Annotated in this window: 26 protein-coding genes; 15 read left to right on the top strand and 11 right to left on the bottom strand. The window is 65.0% G+C overall.

Features of this window, described 5'->3' with window-relative positions; all coding sequences use genetic code 11:
* Positions 1-65: 65 nt before the first annotated feature.
* The 3 genes from ACIGJD_RS05060 to istA all read right to left on the bottom strand — a co-directional run bounded on the left by ACIGJD_RS05060 (position 66) and on the right by istA (position 3,456).
* Positions 66-638, bottom strand: coding sequence for a hypothetical protein (locus tag ACIGJD_RS05060; protein ID WP_483688575.1), 573 nt, complete (start codon positions 636-638; stop codon positions 66-68).
* A 500-nt stretch (positions 639-1,138) separates the two neighbouring features.
* Positions 1,139-1,927 carry an IS21-like element helper ATPase IstB gene (gene istB, locus ACIGJD_RS05055; protein WP_440746075.1) on the bottom strand — a complete coding sequence of 263 codons (789 nt, stop codon included), beginning with the start codon at positions 1,925-1,927 and terminating at the stop codon, positions 1,139-1,141.
* The gene (gene istA / locus ACIGJD_RS05050; protein WP_483688574.1) at positions 1,924-3,456 is read right to left on the bottom strand and encodes an IS21 family transposase; all 1,533 of its coding nucleotides are present in this window, start codon (positions 3,454-3,456) and stop codon (positions 1,924-1,926) included. The genes istB and istA overlap by 4 nt, the downstream gene beginning before the upstream one ends.
* A 279-nt stretch (positions 3,457-3,735) precedes the next feature.
* Here istA and ACIGJD_RS05045 point away from each other — a divergent pair, with 279 nt between their 5' ends.
* The 3 genes from ACIGJD_RS05045 to ACIGJD_RS05035 all read left to right on the top strand — a co-directional run bounded on the left by ACIGJD_RS05045 (position 3,736) and on the right by ACIGJD_RS05035 (position 7,431).
* Positions 3,736-4,671: a DUF2971 domain-containing protein gene (locus tag ACIGJD_RS05045; protein WP_483688573.1), complete on the top strand. Its 936-nt coding sequence runs from the start codon at positions 3,736-3,738 to the stop codon at positions 4,669-4,671.
* A gap of 231 nt (positions 4,672-4,902) precedes the next feature.
* Positions 4,903-5,445 (top strand): hypothetical protein, encoded by a 543-nt coding sequence (locus tag ACIGJD_RS05040; protein ID WP_483688572.1) that lies wholly within the window; start codon positions 4,903-4,905, stop codon positions 5,443-5,445.
* A gap of 327 nt (positions 5,446-5,772) precedes the next feature.
* On the top strand, positions 5,773-7,431 hold the full coding sequence (locus ACIGJD_RS05035) for a thiamine pyrophosphate-binding protein (protein WP_483688571.1): 1,659 nt from the start codon (positions 5,773-5,775) through the stop codon (positions 7,429-7,431).
* A gap of 794 nt (positions 7,432-8,225) precedes the next feature.
* On the opposite strand, the gene ACIGJD_RS05030 is transcribed toward ACIGJD_RS05035, so the two are convergent.
* Positions 8,226-8,903, bottom strand: coding sequence for a hypothetical protein (locus ACIGJD_RS05030; protein WP_483688570.1), 678 nt, complete (start codon positions 8,901-8,903; stop codon positions 8,226-8,228).
* Positions 8,904-9,429: 526 nt separating this feature from the next.
* Between ACIGJD_RS05030 and ACIGJD_RS05025 the strand changes: the two genes are divergently transcribed.
* Complete coding sequence (locus ACIGJD_RS05025; protein ID WP_483688569.1) at positions 9,430-10,179, top strand: SDR family oxidoreductase; 750 nt, start codon at positions 9,430-9,432, stop codon at positions 10,177-10,179.
* Between the two features lie 39 nt (positions 10,180-10,218).
* On the opposite strand, the gene ACIGJD_RS05020 is transcribed toward ACIGJD_RS05025, so the two are convergent.
* On the bottom strand, positions 10,219-11,061 hold the full coding sequence (locus tag ACIGJD_RS05020) for a hypothetical protein (protein ID WP_483688568.1): 843 nt from the start codon (positions 11,059-11,061) through the stop codon (positions 10,219-10,221).
* 103 nt (positions 11,062-11,164) lie between these two features.
* Here ACIGJD_RS05020 and ACIGJD_RS05015 point away from each other — a divergent pair, with 103 nt between their 5' ends.
* Positions 11,165-12,094: an NADP-dependent oxidoreductase gene (locus ACIGJD_RS05015; RefSeq protein ID WP_483688567.1), complete on the top strand. Its 930-nt coding sequence runs from the start codon at positions 11,165-11,167 to the stop codon at positions 12,092-12,094.
* 89 nt (positions 12,095-12,183) lie between these two features.
* Positions 12,184-12,351 carry a hypothetical protein gene (locus ACIGJD_RS05010; RefSeq protein WP_483688566.1) on the top strand — a complete coding sequence of 56 codons (168 nt, stop codon included), beginning with the start codon at positions 12,184-12,186 and terminating at the stop codon, positions 12,349-12,351.
* Positions 12,352-12,359: 8 nt separating this feature from the next.
* Here the strand turns inward: ACIGJD_RS05010 and ACIGJD_RS05005 are convergent, their stop codons facing one another.
* A complete protein-coding gene (locus ACIGJD_RS05005; protein WP_483688565.1) occupies positions 12,360-13,595 on the bottom strand; it encodes an endonuclease/exonuclease/phosphatase family protein in 1,236 nt (411 codons plus the stop codon).
* Between the two features lie 203 nt (positions 13,596-13,798).
* Here ACIGJD_RS05005 and ACIGJD_RS05000 point away from each other — a divergent pair, with 203 nt between their 5' ends.
* Both ACIGJD_RS05000 and ACIGJD_RS04995 read left to right on the top strand, forming a co-directional pair.
* Positions 13,799-14,116 carry a hypothetical protein gene (locus tag ACIGJD_RS05000; RefSeq protein ID WP_483688564.1) on the top strand — a complete coding sequence of 106 codons (318 nt, stop codon included), beginning with the start codon at positions 13,799-13,801 and terminating at the stop codon, positions 14,114-14,116.
* 9 nt (positions 14,117-14,125) lie between these two features.
* Complete coding sequence (locus ACIGJD_RS04995; protein ID WP_483689430.1) at positions 14,126-16,825, top strand: PEP/pyruvate-binding domain-containing protein; 2,700 nt, start codon at positions 14,126-14,128, stop codon at positions 16,823-16,825.
* A gap of 330 nt (positions 16,826-17,155) precedes the next feature.
* Here ACIGJD_RS04995 and ACIGJD_RS04990 read toward each other — a convergent pair whose 3' ends face one another.
* Positions 17,156-17,476 (bottom strand): GYD domain-containing protein, encoded by a 321-nt coding sequence (locus ACIGJD_RS04990; RefSeq protein WP_286402458.1) that lies wholly within the window; start codon positions 17,474-17,476, stop codon positions 17,156-17,158.
* 311 nt (positions 17,477-17,787) lie between these two features.
* Here ACIGJD_RS04990 and ACIGJD_RS04985 point away from each other — a divergent pair, with 311 nt between their 5' ends.
* The 4 genes from ACIGJD_RS04985 (at position 17,788) to ACIGJD_RS04970 (ending at position 22,082) form a co-directional block, all read left to right on the top strand.
* On the top strand, positions 17,788-18,474 hold the full coding sequence (locus tag ACIGJD_RS04985) for a DUF998 domain-containing protein (RefSeq protein WP_483688563.1): 687 nt from the start codon (positions 17,788-17,790) through the stop codon (positions 18,472-18,474).
* Positions 18,471-21,104, top strand: a complete 2,634-nt coding sequence (locus ACIGJD_RS04980) for a PEP/pyruvate-binding domain-containing protein (RefSeq protein WP_483688562.1) — start codon at positions 18,471-18,473, stop codon at positions 21,102-21,104. Before ACIGJD_RS04985 ends, ACIGJD_RS04980 begins: the two co-directional genes overlap by 4 nt.
* Before the next feature lie 81 nt (positions 21,105-21,185).
* Entirely contained in the window at positions 21,186-21,404 is a 219-nt protein-coding gene (locus ACIGJD_RS04975) for a helix-hairpin-helix domain-containing protein (protein ID WP_483688561.1), read from the top strand.
* 153 nt (positions 21,405-21,557) lie between these two features.
* The gene (locus ACIGJD_RS04970) at positions 21,558-22,082 is read left to right on the top strand and encodes an AAA family ATPase (protein ID WP_376976717.1); all 525 of its coding nucleotides are present in this window, start codon (positions 21,558-21,560) and stop codon (positions 22,080-22,082) included.
* Between the two features lie 54 nt (positions 22,083-22,136).
* Here the strand turns inward: ACIGJD_RS04970 and ACIGJD_RS04965 are convergent, their stop codons facing one another.
* Positions 22,137-23,006 carry a tetratricopeptide repeat protein gene (locus ACIGJD_RS04965; RefSeq protein ID WP_483688560.1) on the bottom strand — a complete coding sequence of 290 codons (870 nt, stop codon included), beginning with the start codon at positions 23,004-23,006 and terminating at the stop codon, positions 22,137-22,139.
* A gap of 242 nt (positions 23,007-23,248) precedes the next feature.
* The gene (locus tag ACIGJD_RS04960; RefSeq protein ID WP_483688559.1) at positions 23,249-23,686 is read right to left on the bottom strand and encodes a HEAT repeat domain-containing protein; all 438 of its coding nucleotides are present in this window, start codon (positions 23,684-23,686) and stop codon (positions 23,249-23,251) included.
* A gap of 133 nt (positions 23,687-23,819) precedes the next feature.
* Here ACIGJD_RS04960 and ACIGJD_RS04955 point away from each other — a divergent pair, with 133 nt between their 5' ends.
* Entirely contained in the window at positions 23,820-24,416 is a 597-nt protein-coding gene (locus tag ACIGJD_RS04955; protein ID WP_483688558.1) for a TMEM175 family protein, read from the top strand.
* Positions 24,417-24,442: 26 nt separating this feature from the next.
* Here ACIGJD_RS04955 and ACIGJD_RS04950 read toward each other — a convergent pair whose 3' ends face one another.
* Positions 24,443-24,835 carry a nuclear transport factor 2 family protein gene (locus ACIGJD_RS04950; protein WP_483688557.1) on the bottom strand — a complete coding sequence of 131 codons (393 nt, stop codon included), beginning with the start codon at positions 24,833-24,835 and terminating at the stop codon, positions 24,443-24,445.
* Between the two features lie 212 nt (positions 24,836-25,047).
* On the opposite strand from ACIGJD_RS04950, the gene ACIGJD_RS04945 reads away from it, so the two are divergent.
* On the top strand, positions 25,048-25,446 hold the full coding sequence (locus ACIGJD_RS04945) for a YybH family protein (RefSeq protein ID WP_483688556.1): 399 nt from the start codon (positions 25,048-25,050) through the stop codon (positions 25,444-25,446).
* A gap of 43 nt (positions 25,447-25,489) precedes the next feature.
* Here the strand turns inward: ACIGJD_RS04945 and ACIGJD_RS04940 are convergent, their stop codons facing one another.
* Positions 25,490-25,756 (bottom strand): hypothetical protein, encoded by a 267-nt coding sequence (locus ACIGJD_RS04940; RefSeq protein WP_483688555.1) that lies wholly within the window; start codon positions 25,754-25,756, stop codon positions 25,490-25,492.
* Between the two features lie 86 nt (positions 25,757-25,842).
* Between ACIGJD_RS04940 and ACIGJD_RS04935 the strand changes: the two genes are divergently transcribed.
* Complete coding sequence (locus ACIGJD_RS04935; protein ID WP_483688554.1) at positions 25,843-26,313, top strand: hypothetical protein; 471 nt, start codon at positions 25,843-25,845, stop codon at positions 26,311-26,313.
* The last annotated feature ends 27 nt before the right edge of the window (positions 26,314-26,340 follow it).

The following is a 26,340-nucleotide window of genomic DNA, read 5'->3' as shown; positions in this document are numbered from 1 at the left end:
AAAGCACAAAGGGGGCACCTGAAGGTGCTCCCCCTTTGTAATCTGCAAGACCTTCCGGAGCGCGCCTAACGTTTGCCAGCCCTGTTGATGAATACAGATTTCGGGCGGAGCGAGCTGACTTTGTGGATGGTCGAAATGCTTGGAAGGGATCGCATGAGCGTGGCTAGGGGTATGCCGGGGCCAGCATGGATTGCGACCCCTCCCGGGGAAGTGGCTTGGTCGAGGCTGAAGCTTGCCAGAGTGAAGTCAGCTGCCCAATCAGGTAAAGCGAGGGGTGTCGGGTAGAAGTAGAGTGCCAGCACTGATTCGACTCCGTACCCCGACAAGTCGACCAAAATCGCGTTGTTGTGATCCGAAGCAAACGTTAGTGGTTCCAACGCCTTGACGCCGCCAATACTTTCGGCACCAATTTTCGTCCGATCGTAGACGACGCCGTGAATCATCAGTGACTCGACCCCGGGGCGATCCAAGGTATGAATTACGTCCGCGGGCTTCTCCATGTGTTCCCAAGGAAATAGCCCTGGGAGACGGGCGGCAACGGAGAAAATCTGGACGGCATCAAGTTCATCGAGTGAAGGTAGATGGACGGTGTTCCTGCCGGCACCACCTACAAAACCCTGAGGCTGGACAGAGCTCATGCCTGACCGATGGTAGTGAAGCTTCGGCCTGTGCTCGCTACCTGTCTGGACATAACTTCCTTTGTCCGGGAGGAAGGTTCCGGGGCGCGGTGACAGCAAACGGGACGAAGTGATAACTCCCCAATTCTGCAAGTGGGGTAATACCATGATGCCGCCGTCTTTTTTGTCCACTGAAACGGACAACAACTTGCGGGTAGCGCGCTCCGAAAACAGCTTTATATGAACACCAAGGCTCCGTTGCCTTGAAAGTTTCTTCAAAGGTTGATGGACCACATTGCCCTCATGACTTTCTTGAGATGTCCGAGTACTGAGGCTATCCCTTCGAGAGCTACCCCGCCGCCAAGCCTGCGTGCATGAATGATGGCGTGTCAATGGCCATTAGTTCCTGCCCACGGGCGGCCATTTAAAGTGCCCGCCGGTGGCCAGTAAAACTGCCCGGTGATGGCCAACAGATCTGCCCACTGAAGGTTCTCGGCGGGGTTGGCCATTGTCGGGTGGTGTTAGTTCAGTTGGGTGACTCCTTTTCCGGCGAGGGCCTGGGTGAGGCGGATCGAGTCGCCGCTGGTTTGGCAGACGTGGGCGTGGTGCAGGAGCCGGTCCACGGTTGCCGTGGCGAGGGTTTTGGGCATCAGTTCATCGAACCCGGCGGGGTGCAGGTTCGAGGAGATCGCGACGGAGCGTTTCTCGTAGGCGGCGTCCACGACCCGGTAGAGTCCTTCGGCGGCGTCGGTGGCCACCGGCAGGAGCCCGATGTCATCGATCACGACGAGTTCCGCGCGCAGTATCCGGGCGACGGCTTTGGTGACGCTGTCGTCGGTGCGGTGTGCGCGGATGAGGGCGCCGAGGTCTTCGAGTCTGAACCAGGCAACGCGCATCCCGGCTTCGACGGCTTGCTGGCCGAGGGCTTCGAGGAAGAACGTTTTCCCGGTGCCGGAGGGCCCGCAGACGACCAGGTTCTCGCGTCGGGTGATCCATTCCAGCGTCCGGAGCGCTTGCTGGGTCGGCGCCGGGATCGACGAGGCCGCGGGGTCCCAGGCGTCGAAGGTTTTGCCGGTCGGGAAGCCTGCCGCCTTGCGTCGGGTGGCGAGCATGGACCGGGCCCGGCCTGCGGCTTCTTCGGTGAACAGTGCCTTGATGATCTCGGTTGGTTCCCAGCGCTGGGCGCGGGCGGTCGCGATGAGTTCCGGTGCCAGTGCCCGGGCGTGGGGCATTTTCAGTTGCCGCATCAGTGCTTCGAGGTCGGCCGGCAGGGCCGGGGCGGTGGTGTTCGTGGTGGTGACCGGGCTCATCGGCTCTGCTCCTTTGCGGGGGCGCTGGACGGCTCGGCGCCGAGGCCTGCCCAGGCGCTGGTGCCTTGGGTGAGGGACCTGGTTTCGTTAGCGGCGTGGGTGGTGGTGCGGCGGATGTTCGCGTTCAGGATGGAGGGCAGGTCGCCGTGGGCGAACCGGCCGTGCAGCGCGGCGTCTCCCAGGGCACGGTCCACGGACTCGGTCCCGGCGATCTTGGCCAGGGTCACGGCCTCGGCCATTTTCATGTTCATCCGGCCTGTTCCTGCAGCCGCGGCTTCCACGAGCCAGGTCTTGGCGCCGGCGCCGATGGCCAGGAACTCGGCTTCACCGGCGGTGCGTGCCTTCACGGCGTAGTCGCCCGGGGTTCTGGTACTGGTCCCTGGGAAGTGCTCCTCGATGACCGCGGGACTGCCGGGCCTTGCCCGGCCGTGGCGGGCGACTTCGACCGGGCCGGTCGGGCCGTGGTGGACGATGATGACCTGTTCGTCAGGGCCGGTGCCGTGGGAGCGGACGAACACCTTCGCGCCGAGCAAATGCGACGGCACCGAGTACTGGGCGTTCTCGAAGGAGACCATCGGGGTGTTCTCCGGGACTATACGGGCCAGCCCGAACGCGACCGTGTGCGCGGTCTCCGGGATCCGGTGCAGCCGGGCCGCTTCCTCCGCCAAAACCATTGCGGGTTTACGTCGGGTGGCCCGGTGTTCGCGGTTGTTGACCTCGTCCATGAACGCCTCGCAGGCGGCCTCCAGCTCGGCAAAGGAAGCGTAACCGGGCCTCAGGTTCGTGTCGGTGGGCACGAGGTCGGCTTTGGCCAGTTTCACCGACGCTTCGACTCCGCCTTTCGTTGCAGGGTCCGCGGGCTGGCAGGTCAGCACGGTGACCCCGTAGTGCCGGGCGAAGTCCAGGGTCTGCTGGTTCCGCACCGGAACCCCTGCGACATGGGCCGTTGTCACGGTTTTCTCGTTATCGGTCAGCACATACGTTGGTGCCCCGCCCAGAATCCGGAAGCACCGGTCCAATGCGGCGAACACGCTCGGCGCGGTCCGGTCCCGCAACGGGATCACGATCCGGAACCTTGAGAACGCCAGCCAGGCAACGAACAGAATGGTTTTTACGCCGCCGATCCGTGGCCCGTCGCCGAAGTCGTACTGCAGCCACATCCCAGGCTCGGTGATCCACGGCCGGTGCACACGGGTGTGTCCGAGCCGCCACGCGGCCTTGACCTGCGCGATCGCCCGGCGCGTAGACCGCTCCGACCCCCCGTAACCCAGACCGAGCAGCTTCTCGTGGGCCTTATCGGCGCGGATCCGGCCCTTGGACGCCTCCACCCATTCCTCGATCTTAGGCAGGTAAGCGTCCGTGCCCCTGGGCCGGGGCGCCGGTTCTGCAATTGGCCGGCCGGCGTCCCGCGCGGCGACGTGCCTGGCTACAGTGTGGTGCGAGCAGCCCGTGAGTTCCGCCGTGGCGCGCAACGATCCGGTCAGATCGTAGGCAGCAAGAATTTCCATGATTTCTCCGTCATGCTTCATACAGGGCCTCTTCCTGGGACGACATTTGGTGCGACTAGACACCGTCATCAAATCCCGGGGAGAGGCCCCCGCCGCTGAAGACGCGGCAGGTTCAGTTGAGGAAGTGGGCAGATCTCATGGTCACCGATGGGCAGTTCTACTGGCCGTCAGTGGGCATTTTCGTGGCCGCCTATGGGCAGTTTTTCATGGCCGCTAACAATGGCGGAGCTATGAGCTTCAGAAACCTCGCTACGAGAACGCAAATGGCACTAACAGTCTCGGTAGCGGAAGATGAAGACGATGAACTACCTCACCCATGACCGCCCCCTCTTGTTCGATACCCCCACTGGGATGCAGACGGGAGTCCTGACGACCTCCTGGCCTGTCGACAGGCCTCCCCTCACCGTACAATCCGGTGTCGCCTGGCACTACACCTCTCTATCCGCTCTGGATGGCATCGTGCGGAGTCAGGAGCTGTGGGCAACCAACTGGCGAGCCACGAATGACAGTAGCGAGTTTCGCCACGGCATCGGCTTCCTTGGAGATGCCTGGGCCGCCTTGGAGCAGGGTGGAGAGGTGGATGAGCGGACACGGGCGCTCCTAGCCGAAGCGGGACCGATCGAAAATTATGTGGAGTACTTCGATGACGTCCACATATTGTGTGCCGCGCGGGAACAGGACAGTCCGTACCAATGGAACTCTTATGCCGGTGGGTCTGACGGGGTGGCGCTGGCGTTGGATCTCAGAGTGCCGTTGGTTAGCGATGTGGATGATCGGCCGCGTCGACGTGAGGACCCTGAGCTTTTTGGAATGCAGTGGCTAAAGGTCATCTACTCCGAGCGGCAAAAGCGGCTAGCGGCTGCCAGGTTCGTGCGGGAAATCAATGAGGATGTCCGAGGCGGCATGGAAGTTACCGTGGAGACGCTAGTGGCCCTGAACGTCCTAACAGCACTGAATTTCAAGCACCAGGGATTCCGGCACGAGCGGGAGACTCGCTGTGTCGCGCTCTGCGCTGGTGTGGACCTGCGGCACATGCCCCAAACGCCCGCAAAGACCATTGTGCCCTGGAAGGGGTCGCCGAGTTATGGCGAGGAAAAACATCGCCCCTTGCCCATTACGGAGGTGATGGTTGGCCCGCGAACACCATCGGGGTCGGCCCAGCGGGTGCGTGAGGCGTTCCTGTCAGCAGGCCTTCAGGCCGTGCCAGTGACCAGAAGTAGCTTGCCCTTTCGGTAGCGGCAAGCATGAAGCATGAGAGGGTCCCACAGTCGGCAACGGCGACCTACTTTGATCGTTCCATGCGACACCAACCACACCTGGGCAGCAGGCGCCTGCTCCAGCCCAACTTGCCATTATCAGGATTGGTCTAGCTCTTAGTCCCACGGCTGATAATCTGCATTGGCCCCGCATTACATCGGATGCGGCATACGTGGAAAATTCATCATATTTGGGGGAACCGTGAAGGACATGGCCAAGAGCAGCGGCGGGCAAAAATGGCCGACTTGGAAAAAAGTCGCAATATTCGTGCAGCTTGGTGTGGCGGTGATTGGGACGTTGATCCTGCCCATCTCGTTTCTAAAGTGGGCGGAAGTTTCTCTTGCTGGTGGTGATCGGACGTGGGCAGACCGCTGGGAGGAGTTGTCCTACGGCGTGGTTGCCCTTGGCCCAACACTATTCGTAACAAGTTTTCTTGCGATGGCCAGCCAGTTTCTGCGGTTTGAGCGGTGGGTGGTCAGGGTTGGTGCGATTCTGTTGGCCGCTATCATCCTCGGTTTGCTGCTTCCGGTCGGACCGAAGATTCTTATATCGCTCGCACTGAGTCTTGTGGGTGTGCTTTATTCCGTGGCCGCAGACGCTTTCACTCCGGATAGCTCCGACAAAACAAAGAGCGATGATGACATGGGGGACGTTGACGGGTCGCAGGAGGCCATTGCAATGACTGAAGCAGCTGACGCCTCCGTCATCGCAGCTCAAACGGTTGAGGCAGACACTCCGAGTAGAGGTAAGTAGCCACCCTGGGGTCAAGGTGCGACTCCAGCCAAATGGAACCGCCCGCTGCATGTCTAACTTAGCTTTACCGGTGCGTCGCGGAACCAGCCGACAGGCGCCTTCTTCGGTTCCAGGTGATCCGGTTCGCGGTGTTCTTTCATGTCGCAGTTGTAAAGCGTATTCCTGCCGCCAAGCCCGCTTGCCGTGCAGGAAGGGCCCTCGGTCCAAATGTTCGGGACGCGTGCCACAACTGGGCGTTTTGTCACTCCATGTCACTCCTGCTGCTAAAAATCCCAGCTGAAATCTTGTCTCTTGCCGATTTCGTGGGCTGGCCCACACGCTTCCTCCATGACTTCACTTACCGTGTCCGGCCGTGTGGCAGAGGTTCTCAGCAGCTATGTCAGCGACGTCTTCGGCGTCATGGGTAACGGCAACGTCTACTTCCTGGACGCGGCAGAGACGCAGGGCCTGCGCTTCACGCCCGTCCGGCACGAGGGCGCCGCCATCGCCGCGGCCGACGCCTACTACCGCGCCTCGGGACGGCTCGCCGCGGGCACCACCACCTACGGCCCCGGCTACACCAACGCGCTCACCGCCCTCGCCGAGGCGGTCCAGGCGCAGATCCCGGTGGTGCTGGTCACCGGGGACGCACCCACCAGCGGCGTCCGGCCCTGGGACGTGGACCAGGCGGCCATCGCCGCCGGCCTCGGCGCGGCCACCTTCACTGTCACGCGCGACGCCGCGGGCGCCATCACCCGGCAGGCGGTGGAGCACGCAGTCACCCGGCGCACCGCCGTCGTGCTCGCCATCCCGTACGACCTCGCGGCACTCGAGGCTGGCGACGAGGAACTTCCGGAGCCGGCGGCTTTGAAAGTGACGGACGACGGCGGCACGGACCTTTCGCGGGTCGCCCGCCTCCTCGCCGGTGCCAGGCGGCCGCTGATCCTGGCCGGCCGGGGAGCGCACCTCGCCGGAGCCGGGCCTGAACTTCGCGAACTCGCCGACCGGCTCGGCGCACTGACCGCCGGAACCGCCCTGGCGCTCAACCTCCTCAATGGCGAGGGGTACCTGGGGGTGGCCGGCGGTTTCGGCACCGACAGCGCAGCCGGGCTCATGGGCGAGGCCGACGTGGTCCTGGTTGCCGGGGCGAGCCTGAGCCCGTTCACCATGCGGTTCGGGCACCTGCTGGGGCCGGATGCGACCGTTGTGCAGATCGATACGGCGGTGGAACCGACGAACCCGCGGGTAGATGTGTTCGTTCAGGCGGATGTGAAGGTTGCTGCTTCGCGGCTTCTGTCCCTGGTTGATGGCGAGGCTGCTGCCGGCGCGTGGCGCGCTGAGGCTTCGCGGCGGCTGGATGTTGGGCCCGGCCATGCTGCCGGTTCTACTTCGACCGTGGACGGGCGGCTGGACCCCCGCGCTCTCGCAACCGCGCTGGATGCAGTGCTGCCGGAGCGCCGCACGGTGGTGCAGGACGGCGGGCACTTCATCGGCTGGGCGCCCATGTACTGGAACATCCCGCGGCCGCAGGACCTGGTGATGGTGGGCACCGCGTACCAGACCATCGGTCTGGGCCTTGCCAGCGCCGTCGGGGCGGCCCGTGCGGTGGAGGACGACCGCACCCTGGTGTTGGCCTCCGGCGACGGCGGGTTCCTGATGGGCCTGTCCGACCTCGAATCGCTGATCGGCGCCGCACGCAGCGCGATCGTGGTGATCTACAACGACGCCGCGTACGGGGCCGAGATCCACCAGTACGGCTCGCAGGGTCTGACCGAGAAGCCGATGCTGATTCCCGAGGTGGACTTCAGCGGCGTTGCCCGGGCTTTGGGTGCCGAATCTGCGGTCATCCGCTCGCTGGATGACCTGTCAGCGCTGCAGGAGTGGATCAACGCCGGCGCTCGTGGGACTTTCGTCGCAGACTGCCGGATCACGTCCAGCGTCCGGGCGCCCTGGCTTACCGAGTGGATGGCGGCCTCGCACGCAGCGAAGGCAGCTGTAGCGGGTTAGTCGACTGGCCCAAAGTTCGATGACATCCTGATTGAGCCAAGCGAAGTTTGAGAGTTTGCCAGCCGACTTGATGAGGAGGACGCGTGGAAGAGGAAGAGCCCTGGTACTCCAAACTTCGGAAGCAGTGGAAGCCGGAGCGGGTGAACTTGTTGATGATCGCTGAAAGCGCCCCAGCTGATGGTGGCAATGCTGTGAATCGCAACTTTTTCTATCGATCCGACCGGCTTGGTCCAGACAATTTGTTCCGCGGAGTGGTTGCCGCGATGTACGGGACTACGAACGACGTCTTGAAACATAGCGGTAAGCGTCCATGGTTGGAACGTCTCCGTGATGACGGTTTCTATCTCATTGACCTCGCTTCTCACCCGGTCAATAGGCTAGGGACGGCCGAGAAGCGCCGAGTGCTGAGAGATTCCGTTGTAGATTGCGTTGCCCGAACAAGGCAACTCGACCCGGCTGGCGTGGTTATCGTAAAGACAGATCTATTTCCACTACTTTCTGTCCCCTTGGTTGAGGCCGGCCTTCCCCTACTGCACGACAGACCTATTCCTTTTCCTCTCGGACACACTCGTGCGGAGTTTGTCGCAAGATTCGACGCGGCCCGATCAGACCCCTCGGTAGAACCTGGGTCCGATCGCACCTGACAATGCACATGAGGTCAGACGACGGACCGCCTCCCTTATTGCAGAGAACAAAGCGCCTACCTCTGGCCGGGAGAGGTCTCGTATCCCAGGGGACGGAGGACAGTTTCTGTGGATCGATTTGTCCAAGACTGTATCCAGCACCGACTAGCATCACTGACATCGTTTACGACTGCCGGCCGGATGCCCGTCAACTATCGTCGCTGTTACGTCATAAGCCACTGAGTCCGTGGGCGGATCGAGCCTCCAGCATCCGTCAGTCACTATGACGCCGACCAACGGGACGTCTTCTCCGCCGCTTTGGACATCCGCTGATCCAGCATTTTGGTCGGTGCTGGGCCCGGTTCCCAATGGCGTCCTTGTCTCCGCCGCAAGCTGCGTCGCATCTTCCGTAACGAGCGGGACCTCGAGCTGGCCCCTCTTCGTGCGATGCCAGCGCCGCACGAGCTGTTTGCCTCCGGGAAGTACCTTGCTACGCCACAGCTCCTTCGCCTGCGGGATGACGACGTTCTGGGCGAAGGGTATTACAAGATTGTCGACGCCAAGATTGGCAATTTCGGCGTATTCCTTGTGACGCAGCTCCTCGGCCTCTTCTTGGCGCCTGAGCCTTGCCTCATGTTCGCGGTTCAGCCACTCGTCGAACTCGCGATCGGCCTCGGGTTCGTTTGCTGGCTCTACAAGCCTAGGATTGCGGTATTGGGTGATAAGGGAACCGTCAGCGTTCCGAGCCCCACCCGAGCTTAAAGAGTCAAGGGGTATGAAATTTCCGTCCTTGTCGTACTGCGCAACGTCAACCAGCACTTGCCGAAACTTGGACTTATCACTACTCATTGCCCCTCCAATGGCTCAGGCTGAGCCTATACCTTGAGGTGGCCGGGGCCTAGCTATTCGCAAATTCATGATGAGTCCGCCTCTGCGTACTTGCCTTAAGGTGCCGACTGCTTCCACACCCATAAGAACTGGTGGACAAGTGGAGGTGCCGAGATACTCCGATCAACAAGCTGGAATGCCTTATCGTCCGGAGAGGGAAACCCCGCATTAAGATAGTGGTTCCAGCGCCCAGTAATCCGATGCAGGCAGTTGTGTCTTCCTTATCGGGACGGGACTGACGACGGCTCCTACAGCCGCCGCCACATCGGAAACGATTCCCGCATCCGCTCCACCGTTTCCAGCGACACCTCGACTGCGCGGTCTGCAATGGCTGCCCGTCGCGGCTGGGAAAGCATGCAGGTTGCTTCCAAGGCCATCGACTCACTGACCAACTGATCCGCGCCTGCCGGACTCCGTCCTAAATTACAGCGGCGGCCCGCTTGCCAAAGTGCCTGACTCCTACGGGAACCGGCTTAGGATTTCCTCCATGAGGATTGCCGTCGCAGGGGGAACCGGTACCGTAGGCCGCCACGTTGTGGCCATTGCCAGGGACGGCGGGCACGACGTGGTCAGCCTCAGCCGCGCGGAAGGTGTGGATCTGGTCAACGGGCGCGGCCTGGACCAGGCGCTCCAGAGTGTGGAAACGGTCATTGATGTCACCGGCATCCAGACCCTGTCCACGAAGAAAGCCGTGGACTACTTCACCAACGCCACCCAGAACCTGCTGGCGGCGGGGACAAAGGCCGGTGTGAAGCACCATGTGGCGCTGTCCATCGTGGGCATCGATAACGCCAATTCCGGACTGTACGCCGGCAAGCTGGCGCAGGAAGCCGACGTCCGGCACGGCGGCATCCCCTGGAGCATCCTCCGGTCCACCCAGTTCCACGAATTCGTGCCAATGTCCATCAAGACCGCCTCTCTGGGGTCGTTGGTGTTTGTGCCCCAGATGCGCACCCAACCGGTCGCGGCAGAGGAGGTGGCCGCCGCCCTGGTCGACGCGGCTGAAGCGGGGCCGAAGGGACGGCTACCGGACCTCGGTGGCCCGCAGGCTGAACACCTGAAGGACCTGGTCGCGGCCTATCTGGCGAAGACGGGGCAGAAGAAGCGGATTGTCCAGCTGCGCCTCCCCGGCCCCATGGGCAAGGCAATGCGCAACGGTAACCTGATCCCGGCGCCGGGCTCCGCCGTCGGACGCCAAAACTTCCGGGAGTGGCTCGAAGCCACAAGCCCGCCATAGGAGCCAGCCCAGTCTGCACTCGCCCCGCCGGCGGCGCATCTATCCGGCCGGCGCAGCGTCACCGGCCGGGACAAGCCGGAAAGTGAACTCGGTGTCTGTTCTTTCGAGCGGGCTGAAGCTGATGTCTGCTCCCTTGGTGGGCAGCGACAGAGGAGTCCTGACCGGACGCCCATCGCACGGCACCCGGACCGGGGCCAGGACCTCGGCGCCCGTCGTCGTCGCCACGGACAGCTGGGCAAAGGAGGCTCCCGCGCAGACGAAGTCCAGGTTGTACCGGCCCGGCTCCGCCATAAGCGTGCCCTTAGTGGTTCCGTTTGCAATGTTCGTGCCGCGCAGCTCACCCCGTTCCGGCGGCTGGAGCAGCTGGCCTGACCACTCCGACAAGTCCTCAAGTTCCGAGAGCCTGGGGTCCGGGTTGGGCTGGATCCTGACGCCGGTGGCGGACGGTTTCCCGGTGCGGGGGATGGCGCTGATGGTGACCGGCCCGCCGTCGTGCCTGAAGAACCGGTCCAGCGCGGAACTGCACCTGAACTCGGAAGCCTCCGGGACGCCGTCGTCCCGCACAATGGTGAGCTTGGCACCATAGACCCCCGCGCACGCACCGGTGACCATGTAGTCCCCCGGCGCCAGTACCAGGAACAACTTTCCCACCGGTTCCGCTTCCGATGGCATGCCTGGGTCAGTTGGCGGGGCACCGAGGAGCCGTGCCACCTCCGCCATGTTCTCCTCAAAGGAGCGCTGCTGTGGCGTTACGGTGGCGGTCGGCGACGGCCCACGTTCGTCCGGGCCCGTGTATTCACACCCGGCAAGGACCAATACCGCAACCGCACCTGCAAGAACGGCGCCCCGGCGCCGGCCCGGCTTTCCCCCAAAAGCTGACATGGTCCGAGTCTAGGGCCTGAACCCCTGCCAGGCCCGGCGTGCGATATGCCACTTCCCCGCTCGATCCGGAATAGCCCGGCCAAGCCAACTGGTTGTCGCAGTCATGAAGGCAATCACTTACAGCGAATACGGAAACCCTGACGTCCTCGAGTACGGCGAGCAGCCGATGCCCAAGGTGGGGCCCGGGATGGTCCTGGTCAAGGTCAAGGCAGCCGCGGTGAACCCGGTGGACTGGAAGATCATGTCCGGCGGGCTGGACGGCGCCATGGACCTGCAGTTCCCCGCGATCCCCGGCTGGGACGTGGCCGGCGTTGTGGAGTCGGTGGGGATCGACTCCCGGCAGTTCCAGCCCGGCGACGAGGTCATCGCCTACGGCCGCAAGGACTACGTGCACGGCGGAAGCTTTGCCGAATATATCGCCCTGCCGGAGCGGGTCCTGGCGAAGAAGCCCGCGGCGCTTGATTGGAACGAATCGGCCGGACTGCCGCTGGCCGGACTTACCGCCTACCAGGTGCTCAACCGGCTGGGTCTGAAGTCAGGCGAGAGCGTGCTGATCCACGGCGGAGCCGGCGGTGTGGGTTCACTGGGCATCCAAATCGCAGTCGCCTTGGGCGCCAAGGTCATCGCCACCGCATCGGAGAAGAACCACGAGTTCCTCCGCTCCCTGGGCGCTGAGCCCGTCACCTACGGAGACGGACTCGCAGACCGCGTACGCGCCCTGCGCCCCGACGGTGTAGAGGTGGTGGCGGACTTCGTGGGCGGAAACCTTGAAGCCACACTGGCGGTCCTGGCCGACGGCGGCCGGCACGCCTCCATCGCCGACAGCGACGTGGAAGAGCACGGCGGCCAGTGGATGTGGGTCACCCCCGTAGGTTCCGACCTGCAGGACCTGGCTGACCTGGCGGACAGCGGCAAGCTCCGCGTTGAGGTTGCCGGGGTCTTCCCGCTGGACAAGGCCGCCGATGCCTTCCGGTCCAACATGGAAGGCCATACCCGCGGCAAGATCGTGATCTCAGTGGACCAGGACTCCTGACCCGCTAACTGCTTGACCGAAGGCTCCGTCCCCACGGGGATGGAGCCTTCGCCATGCCCTTCTTTCGTGAGAGGCTGGGAAAAACTCACATGGGGGACACTGTGAATATTGGTTGGATGCTGCTCAACGCGGCAGTTTTGATTGTGCCGATCGCCATCGGCGCCGCGTTCTTGTACTGGATCATCCGGCTGGGCGTGAAGCACGGCCTGCGTTCGTACTACGCGGAGCGCAGCCAGAAGGTCACCATCGACCGCTGAAGCCGGGACTACCCCCGCATCTGCAGGTCCGCCCACACCAGACGGTGGTCGCTGCTGGGGAACGGGTAAACACCGGTCAGCCGTGACAGCGGATCCCCCTGGGACGGCCAGAACACCCCGGCGTCCAGCACTTGCGTCCCCCGTGACGGCAGCACGTAGTCCGTGCGCAGGTTCCCCGGCGCGGAATCCGCGAAGTCCGCCGTGTCGTACCGGGGGTCACCCTTCTGGCCGGCGTTGGCCCCGCCCTGCAGCACCGCCGCTTCCGGTCCGCCGGCGGAGGTGGGCAGCGGGTCAACGATGCGTTTGGAGCCGAGGAGCTGCGTGATCGCGGAGTCCACGGAGTCGCCGTCGAACGGGTCCGCGTTCTGGTCCCCCACGATGACGAACGGTTCGCTGGGCCGCAGCCCGCGCTTCTGCCCCTTGTCGTCAACGATGTAGTTCCCCTGGCCCGGTGTGACATAGTCAGCCCAGAAGCGGATTTCGTCGTGGTTGCGGCGGCCGTTCCGGTCCTCGGGGCCGTCGAAGGTGGGCGGCGTGGGGTGCGAGGCCAGAACGTGCACTGTTTTGCCGCCCACCGTCACCGGGACGTCCCAGTGCGACTTGCTGGACAGGCGCACCGCCTCAAGTTCCTCCTTGGAGTACCAGCCGGCCGGCTCCGGTGTGGCCGGGTTGTCCGGCAGCAGTGCCCCGGGCATGTCCTTCCACAGGAAGTTCCGGAACGTCCTGACGCTTTCCGTGTCGATGGGGTGCTTCGAGAGGATGGCCATTCCGTACTGTCCCTCGAAGGCACCGAAGCCAAGGGCATCGTCCCCGCCGCCCACTTTCCCGTCGTTGTTGAGGTCAAAGCCGGACGGAACGCCCGTGTTGGACGGTGCCACAAAGGCGTAAGGGTAGTCGACCGGAGCGGCACCGTTCTGCCCCTTCGCCAGGTAGTTCTTGCGGAAGAGGTCCACCGCCCTGTTGTCCGGCACGTAGTCGAACTCGTTGAGCAGGATGACATCCGGGTTCGCCCGCTGGATGACCTCGGCCACGGTGCGGGCTTGGGCATTGTCCGGAGTGGAAAGGTCCGTTTCCAGTTCGCCCGCGTGGGCCCGGTTGAGCGACAGGTTGTAGGTTGCCACCCGCAGATCCCCGGCCTGGCCTTTGCCGGGTGCGGCGTGCCCCGGCGCTGCGAGGCCGGCGGTGAGGCTGGCGGCGGCAGCTGCGGCGGTGAAGGCGGCGGTCAGAATGCGTCTGGTGGACATGGTGCTCCTTGGCGGCGGAATAGGGCGGCGCGTTCAACTAAGCCTCCAAGGTGACCAGCAGGCATCCACCAGCCGAACGGGGACCGGCGGGCGGGAGCCGCGCCGTGGACAGCGCCCAAAGTAGGGCATTTCTCCCCTGCGCCCAGGCTGCCTCCGGGTTTACCGTGATTCGCATCAGCGTCCACCGCCGTCGAGGAGTTGCCATGGCCGGGTTTGTGCAGATCATCGAATTCACGTCCTCCCGCATCAAGGAGATCGAAGAGCTGGGCCGTCCCTCCCGAACCGAGGGAAGCACGGCGCCCACGTTCCGCCGCATCGTCGCCACGGCGGACAGGGACCATCCGGGGCACTACTTCACCATCGTGGACTTCGACTCCTTCGACTCGGCCATGGAGAATTCCGGCCGGCCGGAGACCTCGGAGTTCGCTGCCAGGATGGCAGAACTGTGCGACGGGCCGGTGACCTTCCACAACCTGGACGTCATGTGGCAGGACGCCGGAGAAGGAACGGGCAACGGCTAGCAGCAGGACATCCCTTCCGTGCGCCCCGAGACGGACCCCGCCCGTGCCGACCTTATTCTGGACTTCGGCGCGCTGGCGTCCGCCCCGCTGGCAACGGCTGGCGGCAAGGCCCTCAACCTCGGCAAACTTGCTGCAGCCACTCTCCCGGTGCCGCCCGGCTTCTGCCTGACCACCGCCGCCTACCGTCTGGCCGCACCGCAGGAGCTGGCTGAGATTGCCGCCCGCCTGGACGGCATTAACGGCTTTGACCAGGAAGAACAGCACGACGACGGAAGCGGACTTCCGGAGGAAGAACGGAACCAGCTCGCACGGTCAGCCCGGGAGACGATGCGGGCAGCCCCGGTACCGCCCGCCGTCGATACCGCCGTCCGCGACGCCTACGCCGCGATGGGCGGCGGACCGGTGGCCGTGCGCTCGTCGGCGACCTCCGAGGACCTCCCGTTCGCCAGCTTCGCCGGGCAGCAGGACTCGTTCATGGACGTCACCGGGGCCGGCGCCGTCGTCCAGGCCGTCCGGAACTGCTGGGCCTCACTCTGGACTGACCGCGCGGTGGCCTACCGCGCAGCCAACCGCATCAGCCAGCGCGAGGTGAGCCTCGCCGTCGTCATTCAACGCATGGTTCCCGCCGCCACGGCGGGCGTGCTATTCACCGCCAACCCCGTCACCGGCACGCGGACCAGGACCGTCATCGATGCCACCTCGGGCCCGGGGCAGGCCGTGGTGTCCGGGGCGGTCAATCCGGACCACTTTGTCCTGGACACGGCGTCCGGGCGGGTCCTGCAGCGGCCGCAGGACGGCGCACCCACCCTGACCGACGTGCAGCTACGGGAGCTGGCATCCCTCGGCAGCGCCGCCCAAAAGCTGCTGGCCGCGCCCCAGGACGTGGAATGGGTCATCGACGGCGGCGGCAAGGCGTGGCTGACCCAGTCGCGGCCTATCACCACCCTGTATCCGCTGCCGGAGGAAGCAACACCCGCACGGGCCGCCGACGGGCAGACCCGCGCCTACCTCTGCGCCACCCTCCTGCAGGGGCTTACCCGCCCCATCACGCCCATGGGCCTGTCCGTCCTGGGCATCATGCGGAACACCAAGGGGCCGTGGAAATACGCGTGCCCGGGACTGCGCCTGTATGTGGACCTGACGCCGGTGATGCGCAACAAGTACGGCCGCCGGTGGCTGCTGCGCATGCTGCCGCTGGCGGACGGCAGGTCTGCGGCGGTCTTTCCCGCATTGCTGGAGGACCCCCGGTTCAGCGTTGTCCGGTCCACTCCCGGCAGGCGGGGCAGAACGCGCCGCGGCGGGACGCCGGCAGCGGCAGGGCAGGCGAAGGCGGTCGCCGGAATCAGCAGCCTGTGGACGATCGTTGCCCTTTTTCCCGCCATGGCCCGGGCAGTTCTGCGGCCGGAAGCGGAACTGCGCCGGGCACGGCGGTACCAGAAACAGTTGGAAACCCTGCTGAAACTGGCAGAACCGGCCACGCCCGAGCAGCGGCTGCAGCACGCGGAGGGCGTCCTGGGCAGTACGGTTGACGGGATCATCGAGTCCTCCCTGCCGGGTCCGTCCGCCGGGTACGTGATGCTGGCCGCCGCCCGCAGGCTGCTGCGCGGGATCGCCAAGCCGCGCGAGCTGGAGGCAGTGCTGCGCGGGCTGCCGCACAACGTGACCACCGAGATGGACCTGGAACTGTGGCGCCTGGCCGTGGCGGTTAGCGAGGACGCGGACGCCCGGCACGTGTTCACGGAGCTGCGGCCGCACGAGCTCGCGGCGCGTTACCGGGCGGGCACCCTCCCCCGGGTTGCCCAGGAGAGCCTGCACGGGTTCCTGGGCAGGTACGGCCACCGCGCCGTCGCGGAGATCGACCTCGGCATGCCCCGGTGGGCGGAGGAACCGGACCACCTGCTGGGCATGGTGTCGAACTACCTCCGCGTGCAGGACCCGGAGCAGGCACCGGACCGCCAGTTCGCCCGCGCCGCCGCCCACGCCGATGAGCGCGTCCGCGAACTGGTGGGCAAGGCCACGGCCCGGAGCCGGCTGCGGGGGCAGCTGCTGGCGCTGAGCCTGCGCCGCGTACGGCAGCTCTCCGGGCTGCGGGAACTGCCCAAGTTCTACATCGTGCTGGTGATGGCCGAGATGCACCGGCAGCTCGACGCCATCGGCGCCGAGCTGGCGAAGGCCGGCTCCATCGCCGCCGCCGGCGACGTCTTCTTCCTGGACTTCGACGAACTGCGCGTGGCCCTTCGCGGGGCGGACCTCCGGAAGCTGGTGGCGGAGCGCCGCCGGATGTACGGCGTCGAGCTGCGGCGCCGCCACGTCCCGCGCCTTTTGCTCTCGGACGGCACCGACGTGGAGGCTGCCGCGGCGGCCCGGACCGCCGCGCTTTCCCAGGCTGCCGCCGTCGACCGCCTCACGGGGACGCCGGCGTCGGCCGGCACCGCCACAGGCAAGGCCCGGGTGATCCTGGATCCCGTGGGCGCCCACGTGGAACCGGGGGAAATCCTGGTGGCCCCCTCCACCGATCCGGGCTGGACCCCCTTGTTCATGACGGCAGGAGCGTTGGTCATGGAGATGGGCGGTGTCATTTCCCACGGTGCGGTGGTGGCGCGGGAGTACGGGATCCCCGCCGTGGTGGGCGTCGCCGACGCCACCACTCAGCTGCGCGACGGCCAGGTGGTGACAGTGGACGGGGCCACCGGCACTGTGACGTGGTGACGCCGCGCTGGGTAGCAATAAACTCCCGGAACCTCCCGCCAGGACGGGACTTAAGCCCTGTTTCGACCGGCCGGTCCGGTCCTAGACTTAAAGCGCCTGCAGGTAACCATCAGATGACGCCGGGTTGTTCAGGACATGGGAATGTCCGAGCCTTCTCTTAGCGAGATCGCAAAGGTACCTGCAGGTTTTGTGTGTCCTGGAATCCGTTCGCGAAAAGCCTGCCGGCACCGGGACTTAGGCCCTTGCGGCGTGCTGCAAGCCATCCCGCGGAGCCGGCAGCCCGCCGTCGTAATTTCCGACGGCGGGACGTGCCTCAGGCGCCTGACCGCCCTACTGCCCCGGCGCCCGGTAGGACGGCGTCTTCTTCACCGCTTCGTCGAGGTCCTCCACTGTGAGGAGCGGCTTCAGCCGGACGTTGACGTTTCCGGTCGAGTTGATGAGCAGCGACAGTGCTGCCGCACTCGCATCATCGGGCGCCTCGAAAACGCCCAGCACGTCGTAGTACCCAAAGGCGTAATAGAAGCTCTCCAGCGTTCCACCCACGGATTTCAGCGCCTCCGACAGGGCATCGCGCCGGGCGGTGCCGCCTTCCCGCATGAGCCCCTGGATGCCCTGTCCCAGGTACGTCGCTTCAAACATATACTTCGGCATGGCCTTTCCCTTCCGGCATCTCCACTGCGGCGCTGCACCCGCGAAATGTGAATGCTTGACGCCGTTAACGCGGACCGTATGCCCCGGCTCAGGGGCAGTCAATGCACCGGCATACCCAATAGCAGAAGTGGGGCAGGGCGCCCCACGTACGGAGGTTCAACTCTCGGAAAGGACAGTGGCCGCCTGGGCCGTTCGGCCCTAGCAACGGGCCGGGGCCGGGACGACGCTGGAACAGGTAGGCGTCGGGGCTTTCGCCCGCGTGCCCTGCGCTGATCCGCTTTCCTGAGCGCGGGCTCAAAGGACTTCCGATCATGTCTGTTGCAGGAGGACGGCTCCCCCGCCGCCGTCGGGCGCCGGCGCTCGAAGGCCAACACAGTGACGCGCTGCGCACCGGCCTCCTCGCCGCCGGGCCGCTGTCCTCGGTGCTCTATGTGGTGTTCACCGACGGCATCGCGGCATCCCAGTGGGCAGGGTACCGCCGCAGCGAACAGATGGTGAGCGAACTCTTCGCCGTCGGCTCCCCCGGCTACAGCGTCACGGCCCCGTTCACCTGGCTCTACACGGTGGTGTTCACGGCCTTCGGCGTGGGCGCCTGGATCTCGGTCCGCGGCAAGCGCGCCCTCCGCATCGGCGCCGGACTGCTGATCGCCTACGGGCTGTGGAACATCATGGGCGCCATCTTCCCGCTCCGGATCGGTGACGACACCTCCATCCCCATGCACATCGTGGTCACCAACATCCAGCTCGCCCTCATGGTCGCCGCCATGTGCTTCGTCGCGGCAGGGTTCCACGGCTGGATGCGCGTCTACTCCATCGTCTCGCTCGCTGCCTCCGCGCTCCTGGGCATCATCGCGTTCATGGCAGCCCCGGGACCGAACCTGGTACTCGGCATCAGCGAGCGCATCAGCATCGGTGCATTTCTTCTGTGGGTGGCAGTCCTGGCGTTCGTGCTGTGGAAGCGGACGACGGCGGCGGGCGGCAAGGCGGAACCGTCATGACATACGTCAACGGACTCGGCGACGTGCAGGCGGGAGACATACCCACCGCCGGCGGCAAGGCGGTGGGGCTCGGCGGCCTCATCCAGGCCGGGCTTCCGGTCCCGCCTGGGTTCGTCCTCACCACGGACGCGTACTCGGCGTTCGTCACGGAGAACAATCTGGGGCAGGCCATCCAGGAGCTGGCCGACCTCCCGTCCGACGCATCACCGGAGGACTATGAGCACGCCTCAGCGCTGATCCGGACCCTGTTCAGCAAAGGCGTCATGCCCCCGGCCATCGAAGTCGAGCTGAAGGACGCCTACCAACTCCTCGGCGGTGGAAACACGGCGGTGTCCGTCCGCTCCTCCGCCACCGCCGAGGACCTCGCCTCCGCCAGCTTCGCCGGCCAGCAGGAAACCTACCTGAACGTCCGGGGCCTCGAAGCGCTGGGCACGGCGGTGATCAACTGTTGGGCCTCGCTTTGGACGGCGCGTGCCATGTCCTACCGTGCCCGCGAAGGGGTGCTGCCGGACCAGGTGCGCCTCGCCGTCGTGGTCCAGCAAATGGTGGAGGCCGACGCAGCCGGGGTGATGTTCACCGCCAACCCCGCGAACGGCCGGCGTGACCAGACGGTGATCAGCGCGGCCTGGGGCCTGGGCGAGGCCGTGGTCAGCGGGGCAGTCACCACCGACGACCTAACCATTGAGACCACCACCGGCAAAGTCCTCACCCGGCAGACGGCCGACAAGGAACTCATGACCGTCCTGACGGAGAACGGAACGGCGGAGCAGAAGGTGGCGGAAGCCCGCCGTCGTGCGCCTGTCCTGGACGATGCCCTTGCAGCCGAGCTTGCCGGCTACGGGCAAAGAATTGCCGACCACTTCGGCGCGCCGCAGGACATCGAATGGGCGCTGGCGGACGGCCAGTTCTTCCTGCTCCAGTCCCGGCCCATCACCGCACTGCCAGAACCCGCCGCCGACATCCCCACCGAATGGCCGGTCCCCTACCCCAGGGGCCTCTACTTCCGGGCGAGCATCGTGGAGCAGATGCCGGAGCCGCTCTCCCCGCTCTTTGCAGACCTCATCGACGGCTCGGTGTCCCGCTCCATCTCCGCCCTGATGAACGACGCACTGGGCCAGCACTCCCTGCGCGAGGGCGACGTCCGCTTCCCCACCATCAACGGCTACGCCTATTACTACTACCGCACCTGGCCCATGCTGCGGATGACGGCCCGGACGATCCCTGCGATGCGCGCACTGTTCGGCGGCGAGGCGCACATGGGCATCAACGGCTGGCGCGACTATTCGCATCCACGCTACGAACGGATCATCAAGGACTGGTCCGTGAAACCGCGCGCGGAGCTTCCCGGCGGGCAGCTCCTTGCCGGCATGCAGGCACTCCTGGACGCCGGCACCGTCTACTACACCGCGGTGCAGTCCGTCATCCCAATGGCCGACATGAGCGAACTCGCCTTTCGCGGCTTCTACAGGACCGTCCGGCGGGAGGGCGATCCCCCGGCCCAGGAGTTCCTCTTGGGCTTCGACAGCGAACCGATCCGGGCGGAGAAGTCGCTGTACGACCTGGCAGGGTGGGCGCGCAGCGATCCCTCGCTGGTGAAGGCTTTGCTGGAAAGTACGACGGCGGAACTCGCCAAGTGCCTGCGCACCGGTTCCGCCCCGGCCGGGGTGGAGGACGCCATCTGGCAGGAATGGCGGATCACCTTCCAGGAGCATCTGGCCCGTTACGGCCACGCGGTCTACAACCTGGATTTCGCCAGCCCGGTTCCCGCCGACGACCCGACCGCGCAGCTGGAGACGGTGAAGTTCTACCTCCGCGGGCAGGGCACCGACCCGCACGAGCGGCAGCGGCTGCTGACGGAGCGGCGGGAGTCCATCACCCGCGGGGTGGCTTCACGGCTGGGTCCGCGGCGGCGGGCACTCTTCTTACGTCTGCTGAAGTGGGCACAGGAGACGGCGCCGGCCCGCGAGGACGCTCTGGCCGACGTCGGGCTTGCCTGGCCGTTGCTGCGGCGGATGCTGCTGGAGCTGGGGCGGCGGCTGGTTGCTTCTTCTGTTATCGCTGCGGCGGACGACGTGTTCTGGCTGCGCTTTTCAGAGCTGCAGAGCGCGGTGGACTTCGGGCTGGCGGAACCGGAAGCCGGCGTGGCCCTTGCCGGAGCGTCCCGTCCGGTCCGTGCTGCCGTCGTGGAGGAACGCCGGATGCTGTGGCGCGGGCAGGCGAAGGCCGCCGCCCCGCAGATGCTTCCGCAGAAGGCGTGGATGGAGAAGGCGTTCGGTTCGATGATGCCGGGAGGCCCGCAGCAGCAGGCCGGCGACGTGATCAAGGGGACCGGCGCGAGTGCCGGCCGGGTGACCGCGCCGGCCCGGGTCCTGCGGGGGCCGGAGGACTTCGGCCGGATGCAGCCCGGCGAGGTGCTGGTGGCCCGCATGACCACCCCCGCATGGACGCCGCTGTTCGCCATGGCGTCCGGTGTGGTGACGGATGTGGGAGGTCCGCTCAGCCACAGTTCCATCGTGGCCCGCGAGTACGGCATCCCCGCGGTCCTGGGAACCGGCGTAGCGACGCAGCGGCTGGCCGACGGCCCAAAGGTGAGCGTAGACGGCGACGCAGGGACGGTCACTGTCGTGTGAAGCCCTGGCCGCCATGCGGCACCCAGTACGCGGACGCCGCCGCACTCGTCTGTGTCGGCCAGCCGCGGTACCGTGTCTGGCATGAGCACCCAGGACACCCCGGCCCAGATCGGTGACCTCCCTCCCCTCGGCCGGCCCGCCAATACGGCGCTGCTGCAAGCAGACATCACGACTCTCAGCAAGATCGCAAACCACTCGCGCAAGGAACTGCTCGCCCTTCACGGCGTAGGACCCCGCGCCATCCGGCTCCTCGAAGCGGCGCTCACAGAGCATGGGCTCGCATTCAACGAGCCCACGTAGGAGTGGCCGTTTCTAACAAATGCCGCACCAGGTCTGCCGCGAACCTGGCAGGCGGTCCCGGAGAGGAGCCAAACCGGCGCCGCGCTGTCTAGCGTTGAGGGCACCTTCACCGGGCAACCGAGACAGATACTTCTTGTCGCTATAGTTCGGCCCATGATCGTTTGGCTCAATGGCACCCACGGAGCAGGAAAGACAACGACCAGCGCATTCGTGCAGCAATTGCTGCCTGGGTCGCGCGTGCTCGATGCCGAGAAAGTTGGTGAGGTGCTCATGGACATCAAGCCGGGACTTCCTGCCACGGACAACTTCCAGCATTGGGAGCCGTGGCGGCCGCTCGTTATCGAAACCGCTCGGCGCGTTCTCGAATACACCGGAGGCACACTGGTGATGCCGATGACTGTCTTAGTCGAGAGCTATTGGAGGGAGATCAGAGATGGTCTCGCTGGATACGGCATACCGATCCGGCATTTCGTGCTCCATGCCGATCAGGAGACACTCCGCGACCGCATCCAGAACGACCAAGTTCTCGGTCCCTCGACGTTCCGCTTCGCGTACTTGGAGCCCTATGCTGAGGCAGCCCGCGGTTGGCTGCACGATGAAGCCGAAGTCATCGACACCACACACATCACACCGGAACAAGCAGCCCGGCAGATCGCGAATTCTGTGCTTAGTTTCTGAGAGCGCGGAAATTGCGAAATGCTCGTGTCCATCCAGGGATCCTTAAACGCAGGACTACCAGAGCAGGTCGAGTGCGAGCACATCGACGCCGTGCCTGTCGGCCAGCCATCCGTCAATAACTTCGCCCAGCGCGGCCTCGTGGCCAGCGAGTCCGAGTCGTATCGCATCCTCTGACATGGTGGAAATGTGTTCGTGTCCGTCCTCGGGTGCACCATGCGAACACTTCGAGCACATCAGCCGGATCCCAGACCAATTGTCGAGCCCGAGGCCCCGCTGTCCGAGGAGGTCCGACAGCGCGTGGATATCCTCATCGGTCGCACCTGCTATCTGCGCCTGCCATGTGGGAAGGCCGGAATCTTCAAGACGCTCCAGCTCGTCGAAGACCGACACCTCCTGTCCATCGAGCCTCCGGGTCCCTTTGGGTTCCCCGTCCTGCAGGACAGTATCCCGGAATCGATGGCCGGACTCCGGCAGGGGGACGCTCGCGATGATTGCGTGGGCCGGACTGCGGCGCCAGCACCAGACCACCTCAGCCTCTCCGACCGAAAACAGGATTTGGTGAGGGAGGCTGGCCTGGTCGGGATTGAGCCGGATGGGAGCCATGCCGCAGTCGACGTCGATGGGCCCGGCCTCGTTTTGAAATCTGTGCAGACCGTAGGCGGCCCACGCATCCCTGGCTTTGGACCAATCACCCAATGCTGTTGACGCGATGCCCATGTTCCAGGCAGCAGGATTGGCGCCGTCGAACTCCTCGGCGTCCTTAGGACTAAAGAGCTTCAGTGCCTGCGCGTTGCGGTCCAGGCTTTCCGGCCACTTGCGCAGGGCTTTGGACAGCAGACCGGCCTGAAACCAGCTGTAATAGGACTCGGGCGTCAGCTCCAGCAACTCCGAGGCCAAAACTGTCGCGAGGCTGGAGTCCCCCACCTCATCCGCAGCCTTCCAGTCTGACCACACGTCGTGCGGTGTCCGTTTCTTCCTAAACCCCGGCCAATTGCTTCCCACCTTCTGAACAGTAGCAACATGCATTTCTCTGCCCGACAGCCACGGCGAGCCCGAAGCCGCAGGAACAGGGTTCAGAACCACCCATGCTGGCCGCACCGCCGAATGATGGCAACCCTCGGCGCAGTAATACGCCTGGCGTACGGACCGGTGGACCGGGCCGCGGGTCAGCTGCCGTCCATGATTCGGATGACAGCCCTTTCTGCGGCGCGCCTCACCCTCAGCCGGGAATCACCGGCCAGATTTGCCAGCAGCGGGAGAGCGGAGTCGATCCGGTGACGAGCGCAGACCTTCGCTGCCGCCTCCCGCACCCGCCAGTGTTCGTCGCCCAGCGCTTCTACCACCGCCGGTCCCGCCGAGGCATCGTATGCGTACAGCAAACCGCGCGCCGCCCACACCCGAAGCCAGTAGTCCGGCCCGCTCTCGCCGCCGGTCACCGCCCATCGTGCCGGCGGGCCACCCAGGGCATAGATTAGCTGCGCGTCAGCCTCTGAACCCCGGAGGAGCGCGACGCACCCGGCGATTACTGCCTTCGTTCCTCGGGCGGCGCATTCGCGTTTCACGCTCTCACGCGGGGATATGCCCCACTGGGATCTGCTCCCCATGCGCAGAGGTTACCAGTCGGGGTGGGCAGCAAATACGGGACAGTCTCTACGAGTGGCTTGACGGAGGCCAACATCGGAGACAGGTGCGTTCGTTGTTCCGCCGGCTCCGCGACTTTGAGGGCAGAATGTTCGGGTGAACAAAAACCGGCTCGAGGCCTTCAGCGACGGCGTACTGGCCATCATCATCACCATCATGGTGCTGGAACTGCACACCCCGGAGGAACCCACGTGGGCCGGCGTCGCCGCCATCCTGCCCACACTCTTCACCTACCTCCTGAGCTTCGTGTACGTGGGGATCTACTGGAACAACCACCACCACATGATCCACCTCACCAGCCGTGTGAACGGCACCATCCTGTGGGCCAATCTGCACCTGCTGTTCTGGCTGTCGCTGTTCCCGTTCACCACGCGGTGGATGGATGAGTCCGGCTTCCTGCAGGTCCCCGTGCTGCTGTACGGGATCAACCTTCTGTGCGCTGCGATCGCTTACTTCATCCTGGAACGGCGGCTGATCGCAGTGCAGGGCAGGGACGGCGCCCTCGCCCGGGCAGTCGGGAAGGACTGGAAGGGCAAGGCCTCGCCGCTGATCTACCTCCTCGGGATCGCCCTCACGTTTGTTCAGCCGCTGCTGGGAGTGGCCGCCTTCACCGTCGTGGCGCTGATCTGGCTGGTGCCGGACCGGCGGGTGGAACAGTTCGTCGTCAAGGCCCACGAGGAGAGCGCCGGCTAGAGTCGCCGCTGCTAAAGATCCGTCAATCAGGACCAGAAATCAGAAACCAAGGTGGTTTCCTCCTGCATTTCCGTGCCCTCAGTGACTTTGCCGTCCACAATGCTGAACACGATGACCTGGCGTTGGTCCATAGTCTTGCCGTCGCGCTCCGCGTGCGAAAACTGGACGCCAACCGTGTACCTGTCACCCGCTGCCACGTCCTCCACCGTGACCCGCATCGAACCGTTGGAGCGTGTAAAAAGTTCGCCGAAATAGGACAGGATCGCCTCCCGGCCCTTCTTGTCACCGGACAACGGACCTGTGCCGCCCACATGCCAAACCGCATCTTCAGCAAACAGATCCCTGAGCGTATTCATGTCCCCCGCACTGAATGCTTCATAGCCCCGCCGAACAAGTGCGGCGTCTTCCTGTGCTCCCATTTTGGGTACCCCGATCCTCCTCGCTGGATGCTTGCGAGGAAACAGTAGGCCCGGGCTGGGGACCAGTCGAGGGGGTGCAGCCCCCGACGTTGCCCCCACTTTTTGGCCGGGCCGTACCTAGCAGCGGGAGCGGGGTTTCTCGAACTGAAAGCCCCCGCGCGTAGGGACTTTCCGCCCTTTCCGGGCCCACACCACGCGGGTAGCTTGACGCCATGAGTGACCGCGACGACTTCCTTCAGTGGATCAGGACCACCCTGCATGACGCGGAAGTTGCCCTGCACAACGGAGATGCCAACCCCCGGCGCGCCCTCTGGTCGCACACGGAGCCGGTGAGCATTCTGGGAGCGCTGCGCAATGCCTATGGGCTGGAAGAAGTGGAGCAGACCTTCCGGTTCCTGGAAGACAGATTCTCCAACTGCTCATCATGGGAGCTGGAGCTGCAGGCGTGCGACGTCATTGGAAACGTTGCCTACACCGCAGGTATCGAGCGCATCTCCTTCCACCGGAACGGCATGCCCACAAACCTCACCCTCCGGGCCACCCAGGTTTACCGGCGCGAAGACGGCCAGTGGAAGGTGGCCCACCGGCACGCCGACACAGTTGGGGTGTGACCACTTCGCCAATAGGGGCTCCGGGATCGGGCAGCTGCTCCGGCTACTCCCCCATGCCGGGGTGCACGGGAACAAAGTCCACTCTGTTGCCCGGGTTGGTCCTGCTTGCCGGAGCCCGGTTGAACCCCTTCGCGTCGAGGCCGTTTTTGGCACGGAACTCGGCGAGCGCAGCGTCGTAGGCGTTGTTGAGGGCCTGGCCTGAAAACTCGCCGGTGCTGCCGTCGTTGAAGGCGATCCGGATGCGGACGCTGGCCGGGTAGTGCCGGTTCATGCGGACAAAGCCGTCGGCGTCCTGCTGGAGGGTGATCACGGAATCCTGCTTTCGATCGTGGGGGCAGACTCAAGTTTGCCGCAACTGCCTTGAAAACCCCTTGGCTGCCATTGCCATACTGTGCCATGGGGATGACACGGCGTGGAACATGGCTGCGGTACGGACTGCTCTCGGTCCTGCTGATCGGGATCCACCTGGTCATCGCGTGGTACTTTTCCGACGGCGTTTACCAAGGCGGCGCGAACGTCCCACTCCGTAAATTCCCGGAGGACGTCGACGTCTTCTTCGTCCTGACTTTCACGCCCACCTTTATCGGGCTCAAGTTCCTGTGGTACGACTCCGCAGTGCGGTCCTTCACCAAGGGCTACAGGCCGCCCGCGGTGATGGTGGTCTTCATCGCCGGCTACGTGGTGGCCCTGGCAATTGACATTGCATGCCTCGTCGCGGCGTCGAAACCCATTGCGGACTCAGGATTCGCGGTTTTTGGCTCGATTCTCCAATCGCCGTTTGTACTCATCCTGGCCGGGGCGGTCGTCGCAGGTTTGGCACTGAACAAGGACTTTCCCCCGGAGACGCAGCCGGGCACGCCCCGTTAACCTCCCCTCCAACTCGCCGCACCCATA

The organism is Arthrobacter sp. E1SS-5 (assembly GCF_057073715.1).
The sequence above is the reverse complement of the archived record's forward strand: the minus strand, read 5'-3'. Positions and strand labels throughout refer to the sequence as shown.